The sequence below is a fragment of the Bacillus cereus group sp. BfR-BA-01356 genome, from assembly GCF_022663635.1.
GTDB classification, from domain to species: Bacteria; Bacillota; Bacilli; order Bacillales; family Bacillaceae_G; genus Bacillus_A; species Bacillus_A cereus.
In genome coordinates, this window is sequence record NZ_JAKUFX010000056.1 from 25,391 (window position 1) to 33,195 (window position 7,805).

Sequence of the window (7,805 nt, forward strand, 5' to 3'; positions counted from 1 at the left end):
ATCATTGTTTGTTACAACTCTCACCATAAAAAACAAAAAAAGTCCTAATTTCTTTAGGACTTTTTTAAATAAATTTATCAATATTATTAATTTTATATACTACCTTTTTCCATGTTATACCGCGATCTTTTGTAGTAAATATTTCTTTTTTATTACACGCCCAACCTTTACGCCGATTAAAAAAATGCAAACAAAATACATTTTTTAACAATGGATTACTTGATACTTTAATCCATTTTGCTCCTTTTTTTATTATTTGATACACACTTCCATTTTCACTATTTATAACCCAGCCATAATAGGAACTAAAAAACGAAACAGCCACTTTACTAGTATTTATTGTTTTATTTGAAATATGCCACGAATTCCCCTTATCAAATGAGTAATTCATTAAAAATACATCATCATTCTTTTTAGTTGGTATTACTAATAAGTTATTTTTATAGATTGCTTTATAAGCCATAGCAGTCCCATTATTAATTCCTTCAAGACTTGGAATATCTTTTATAGGATGCCAACTTTCCCCACCATTTATTGTTTTAAATACCGTTGATGTTTCATAATGTTTTTGTAATGAAATAAACCCAATTAGATCGTTTATAAATGTTATCCCTGAAATACTATCACTAATACTTATATTTTTTATTACTTTCCAAACTTTCCCTTTCGTTTTCAAATAGTATAAATTATGTTCAAATTTATTTGATGCGAGCTTTCTAGATAATACAATCCATATACTATCCATATTCGTAGCATGCAATTGTACTTGAACATCAGTCGATTTCTCCCAATCTTCTTCAACCGGTAAAATAAACTCACTCCACCTTTCTCCTCTATTAACTGTATAAAATATAGCTGGCAATAAATCGTCATTCTTTTTTGTTAAACCATATGCCCAAGAGCTTCGAGCGTTTATTGGATACCCAAATAATACAATTGAATTAAGAGGATTGACAACATCCCATTCTACTCCTCTATTTTGAGTATATAAGATAGCCTGCTTTTTATTTGTATATTGAATACTAGCCCAACCATATTTATCCGTTCTCATTTGTAAAGAAGTAAATTGAATATCATTATTTTCCAATATATCACCTCATTCTTATTATTTATATATTCGTATGCTATTATTTTCAAAACGTTCTATCATTAGTTATTTAAACCACCTGCTTTATCTACTATCTTTATACTTACTTTCCCTTTTCTTCACCACTCAAATATAACGAAATTCCTTCTATTTTTCCGTTATCATATACAAACGACTGTATTTTACAAAATTCAACTATAAAAAATGCACCCCAATTGTAAACTATCCCCAACAATTAGAGTGCACTTTATATAAAATATAGCTTTAATTTTTAAGCACTTACTACAGCAGCAACTTTATCTAAACAAATAATAAACTGATTCATAAATGCGTCAATTTCCTCTTTCGTAATAATATACGGCGGAAGTAATCGAATAATATTCCCTTGTGTTACATCGACTAACATTCCTTTATTCATTAGCTCAACCTGTAATTTCTTCACATTTTCATTCGTATCATTCAGACTAATTCCAAACATCATGCCAGCATGACGCACTTCCTGTATATAATAAGAATTTTCTTTCTGAATGTCTTGCAGTTTGTCATTCAAATATAGTGACGTTTCATAAGCTTCTTGCATTAACCCATCATCAAGTAATGTATTTAATACCGTTAAACCTAAAGCTGTTCCCATTGATGAATGAGCAAACGTTGTCCCGTGATCTCCTGGTGAAAATACATCACATAACTTTTCACCTACAATAATTCCTCCTAGCGGTATCCCGCCTCCTGCTCCTTTACCAATTTGAATAATGTCCGGTGTGATATTAAAATTTTGATAAGCAAATAGTTTTCCCGTTCGACCCATACCACTTTGAACTTCATCAACGACAAGAAGTACATTATATTTTTCACATAAATTTTGAACACCATGCAAATATTTACTTGATAAAGGATAAATTCCCCCACTTCCTAAAACAGGCTCTAGCATAATCGCAATTGGTTTTTCTTTAATAATGGTCTCCTCTAATTGGTCTATATTCTCACGCTCTACTTCGTATACAGGAATAGATGTTTTAGGGAAATTTTGATATACCTTTTCTTGTCTCGTAAAATGTAGTGCCCCTAACGTCCTCCCGTGAAAACTATCTTTTAACACAACTACTCCGTCACGCTCTTCATTCGCAATAGATCTATATTTATCAATTAATTTTAATGTCGTTTCTGTCGCTTCCGTACCAGAGTTTGTAAAAAAGACTTTTCCGCTTTTTAAAGTACACTCTACTAATTTCTTTGCATACTCAATTGCAACTGGGTTTAAGAAATGAAACGGTAAATGCAACGATTTCACAACTTGCTCCATTGTCGTTTGTACAATTTTAGGATGATTGTATCCTAGTACATTTACTCCTACGCCAGAAAATAAATCTAAATACTCTTTACCATCTACATCATATAGTTTACATCCTTCTCCTCTTTCCATTGCAACCTCTGTCCGACAATATGTAGACATCATATATTCTTTATCTAATTGAAACCAATCCGACATGTTAAATTCCTCCTAGTTATTTTTCCTTTTTTAACGTTCATTCTCTATATAATCGTTTATAAATTAAGTTTTAAGATTGAAACTTTAATAGTGGTTTTCTTCCACATTTTTTATTAAAACGTGTGCTTTCTCTTCCCGATATTCATTTTTCCATAATTTCTTCTATTTCAACAGGTCCACTACATATGTGTTTTTTTCATCTAGCGGTATGTTACTGCTTTGAACTTTGTATGTCATACATAATCGAGACTATAAAATCATATTTAGTAACAATCGACGAAAAAATTTGGAGGCTATATCGATGAATGAAAAATATGATAAACATAGGAAAGAATTATTAGAAGAAGACTTTAATAAACATCGAGAACTTACTGAACCAGCTAAATTTCACTCTCAAACAGTTGGTTCACGTGGACCCGTACTAGAGCAAGATAGTGTACTGCATGAGTCATTACAACAATTTATTCATGAAAAAATTTTAGAAAGACCTGTTCATGTAAAAGGATTTGGTGCGTTCGGTTATTTTCAAACAATATATTCGATGTCTGAACATACTAAATTAAGTTTTTTACAAAATTCTAATGAAAAAGTTCCTGTTATGGTGCGATTTTCGTTAGCTGTTAGTACGAAAGGAACACCGGATACTGCTAGAAATGTACGCGGTTTTTCTACAAAATTTTATACAAAAGAAGGCATTTTTGACCTTTTATGTAATCACATTCCTGTTTTTTCTGTTCGCGATCCGATGCGTTTCCCTGAAACGATTCAAGCATTATTGCCTTCACCTAAAAATAATTTAATAGACCCGAATAGATTTTGGAGTTTTGTCGCTAAAGCACCTGAATCTATTCATTTTGTTGTCCGTTTATACTCTAATAATGGTACGGCCAAAAGTCTTCGCCACATTCCAGGACATAGTGTTAATACATATGTATGGAGAAATGCGGAAGGTAATCGAAAGTATGTAAAGTATCATTGGTACCCGTTTGAAGGTGTACAATACATTACTAGTAAAGAAGCAATTAAACTAGCTGCCGAAAATCCTGATTATAGCGGGAAAGATTTATATGATGCTATTGAAAATGGTAAACCAGTGGAGTATGGTTTATACGTCCAGCTCATGGATCCGAAAGATGAAACGCACCTTTCTTATGATCCTTTAGATGACACAAAAGTATGGGATGAACAGACGTATCCTCTCATACCAGTCGGGAAAATGGTATTAAATAAAAATCCTGAAAATTTTATGGAACAAGTAGAAAAAGTCGCCTTCTCTCCTTCTAATTTGCTAGAAGGCGCTGAGTTATCAGATGATAAAATGCTGCAAGGGCGCGCTAACATTTACAGTGATTCACAAAGAAGAAGAATTGGTCCCGAATTTCGCAAATTAACGATTAACCAGCAGCAAGATTGGACACCTGCTAATCAAATTACAACCGGTGAAGGAAGGTACGTTGAAGGTAAACTTGAAAGAGCTTCTATAACGAAACAGGATGACTTTACACAAGCTGGTGAATTTTATACGAAGTTACAGCCAATAGAAAAAGAACATCTCGCTGAAAACTTAGCTAGTGATTTGAAAGTTATATCCGATGATATTAGGGAGATCGTTTTGGGGTATTTCAATCAAGTATCAACTGATTTGAAAACAAGCATTGAGACAAAAATGAAAGAGCATTAAGAAGATTAAAACATGCTTTACGAATGAGAATTCAAATCTATATTAATTATTTTCTTATCAAAATCCAATGAGGTTATTTAATTTAAAAATATAAAGCCAACATATCCCTGTTCTAATTAGAACAGGGATATGTTGAATTAGTTTAATGTTTAACATTAAATACTTTATTTTGCTAAAAAATGTAATAAGCAGCCTTTCAAAACAAACTATAGTAAACTATTTTACTTGTACCGTATAATTCCCTGTTCCACCACCATACTTATATACACTTAAGTAATATTTCCCTGGCTTTGCATTATAATTTCCAAGCAATTTGTTTCCATCACGTTTTGTTGCATAAGCTACATAATTATTTAAATCTGATTCAGAATATAATACCCAGTTCAGTCCAAGATTTTGTTCGTTCGTAACAGAAATTTGTAAATCTTTTTGATCCTTTACATCAATAACAAATTTATCCCCCTGATCTTGATCGCTCAAGGTTCCTCTTAACAAAATATTCAAAGATAGTGGGTTTGCTGTTTCAAATGAATTATTTGGTTCTTTTTCTACAGCCGTACCTTCTTCCGTATTCACTCCGCTAAACACAACATCATATTCAAATTGCCCAGCATTATTTACACGGTAATTTACAAAATAAGCAGTCAATGTTTTATATCCAGTCCACTCTTTTCCTGAAAGACGTTTCAACATATCATTTGTTGCTTCATTCATCACTTTCCAGTCCTCAACTTCTCCTTTAGCCACACTTCCTGTATATGTACCCTGTAGTGTAAATGTATTAAAGAATTGTGATGTATTCTTTGTTACTTTCACATCTTTTAATTTCGCTTCATTCGTAATATCTGAAGTAACGTCCGAAAGCGATTTTGGATCATGCTGAGTTAAATACTCATCTGATATTTGTGGAATTGTATACTTATCGCGATTATCAATAAGCATTTGCATATAAGATTGATATTCTTCATTTAACTGATTATCTTTGCTTAATGTAGCACGGTATGCATCGTAACTTGAAACATCATTTGCACGAATTAAATCATGTACTTTATCGAACATTTCTGGACGCTTATTATACATATATGATTGCAGTGCAAACGAATAATTATAAAAATCCCACGTTCCATATTTCGCATTTAATGTTTGTGATGCTGTATAACGTTTTGCAGGATCATTAGATAACCCACCAATTATACTTTTTCGCGGTACTACACTATCTAATCGCGTTGCACCTGCAAAGAACTCTGCATTCCCTTCTTCAAACCATGTTAAACGTTCATTTTGATACATTTCCCCTTGGCCCCATAATCCCTGAACTTCGTACCTTCCCTGTAAGTAGTGCGTAAATTCATGGCGGAACAATTCTTCCAGACTATAAATACTTTGCTCTGGTGTACGTTCATATGTAAAGAAAGTCCCTGTCCCTTCAATATAAATCCCACCATTATTCGTTTCATATCCGTACAGTTGACGATTAAATTGATACTCATCTGGGCTATTATAAATAACCATCGTTAACACATCATCAGCATGTCCACTTTCAAGTGGTTTATCGCTACCAACTGTACGATAAAATTGAGAACGCACCTCTTTTGCCGCCCAGTATAGACGTTTAATTTTCTCTTCGCTAACTTTATCCCCAGCTTTAAAGACAATTGCACCATCATCAAACGTATACGTTTTCGGTAAATATTTCTTTTTACCCTCTTCTCGAATTTGATCTAAATTTACAGTTTTTCCATTCGCATCTATTCCTCCATAATTTGTAGTAATTTGTTCTGCCGCAACAAAGTATTGCTCTCCTAAATATGGATAAATTCGCATTGCATCTGTAACAACTTGTTGTCCTTTTGTGGGCGTGCTATGAAGCTTGCCCAATCGGCCAGCATAGTAAATTCCATTATTAATTAACCATCCGTTTTTATTTGTTACTGTACCAAGTAGTGCAAAACGATTTATTTCATTAATAAAGTTATCAATATTTCGAAACCACATCGTATCTTTTGGCTCTTTTCCAGTCGTGTACATATCCGTCTGAATATCAAAGTCAATTCCCTTCATCAACTCATATATAGCGTCTCCTTTTGTTCGGTCTTCAATGAAAGTTGCAAGATTATCGTTATATTGTTTAAAAATTTCACCTGCATATAAAACCGTTTCAACATCTGCTGATGCATTTCCAATTAATTTTCCATATGATGCAATTACTTTATTTTGTTCTGATGTACCAAGTTTGAAATTTGGATTTTTTGCAATTGTTTTTAAAGCTGGTAAACATTTATCATGGTAGCTACGCTCATTTAGTTTGCTTAATTCATCATGGTAAAAACCTAAATAAAACGCTGCACGTAGAGCTTCTACTAATGTTTCAATCCCTTTTGAATCATCTTGCGTATAAGCTTGTCCTTGTTCTGCTAGTTTATTAATAATCGCTTGCATTCGGCTATCATCTTGATAGAATTTAAGACTATCACTATTAAACTGAAATAATTCCGGAATTTGATACCATTTAATTGTCACAAGAAGATCAGTTAATTGTTTATTATTTAATTGATTTAACTCAGCCATCGAATACTTTTTTTCTTCAGCTAACGGCTTAATATTATCGGTTGGTGCTAGTGGACGCTGCGATAAATCCGCTAATTTTAACCGTTTTGTAAAAGATTCATTTTCTTGTACTTTTGAAGGGTGCGCCAATTCATCAACAGATTTCTGTATTCCTACCGGCTCCATTTGTAATACGTTCTTCACATTTTTCTCTTTTGTCTCTGCTTGAATTTGCAAACCATTACATGTTATTGTCACTAGTCCAACACCAAGAATCCACTTAGAAATTTTCGAATATTTAACCATACCATTGCCCTCTAGTTATTTAAATGAAAATTCAGAATTTTAAAATCAAAAAAACCACTTATTTGTATGTATTTACAGTTCCCCTATAAATACAACTATGATTAATAATGCAATAGTAGCTTGTTTTATACTATTACGAGTACAGATTCCTTACATACAATCTCCCTTCCTTACATGTAATACAAGCAAAAACCGTGCCAATCATATTTCTTATGAATAGCCAACATTCTTTTATAAATACTGTAGAATAAAATATACATAGGTGTTTCGGCAATGTATAAATCATTTGACACAAAATCTAATGTTTATGAAGAACAAATTCATTGAATGTTATAAATTCATTAGGCAGTAAATAATCCCCAATTATTAAATCTCTCAAAAAAAGGTAAACAAACATATTCCATAAAGCTAATATGTTCGTTTACCTTTTTCTATTTCAAATCAACAGCAAAATATCGTTGAATAAAAACAGCATGAATAAGTATTTTGTTATTCATTTCTCTTTTTCATATAATCTTTTTCACATTGCAACGGCTTAAATTTCACTTTTTTCCCTTTCTTCTTTTTCGTTTTTATAACGAGCCATTCCCCTCGTATATTAATATTTAAGCCCTATCTCAGGCTTAGTTTTACTCTCTAATAAGAGTCCAGTAATAAAGAAAATACTTGGACGTCTCAAGATATTTCTAGATAAT

General features: G+C 32.3%; 4 protein-coding genes. 1 reads left to right on the top strand and 3 read right to left on the bottom strand.

All coding sequences use genetic code 11. The annotated features are described in order from the left end of the window. Positions 1-64: 64 nt before the first annotated feature. Entirely contained in the window at positions 65-1,087 is a 1,023-nt protein-coding gene (locus tag MR168_RS18545) for a hypothetical protein (RefSeq protein WP_000429609.1), read from the bottom strand. Positions 1,088-1,358: 271 nt separating this feature from the next. Beyond that, on the bottom strand, positions 1,359-2,576 hold the full coding sequence (locus tag MR168_RS18550; protein WP_001286474.1) for an aspartate aminotransferase family protein: 1,218 nt from the start codon (positions 2,574-2,576) through the stop codon (positions 1,359-1,361). Between the two features lie 301 nt (positions 2,577-2,877). Between MR168_RS18550 and MR168_RS18555 the strand changes: the two genes are divergently transcribed. Next, positions 2,878-4,257 (top strand): catalase, encoded by a 1,380-nt coding sequence (locus MR168_RS18555; RefSeq protein WP_001003614.1) that lies wholly within the window; start codon positions 2,878-2,880, stop codon positions 4,255-4,257. 216 nt (positions 4,258-4,473) lie between these two features. On the opposite strand, the gene colA is transcribed toward MR168_RS18555, so the two are convergent. Beyond that, positions 4,474-7,110 carry a collagenase ColA gene (gene colA, locus MR168_RS18560; protein WP_242291442.1) on the bottom strand — a complete coding sequence of 879 codons (2,637 nt, stop codon included), beginning with the start codon at positions 7,108-7,110 and terminating at the stop codon, positions 4,474-4,476. Positions 7,111-7,805: the final 695 nt, after the last annotated feature.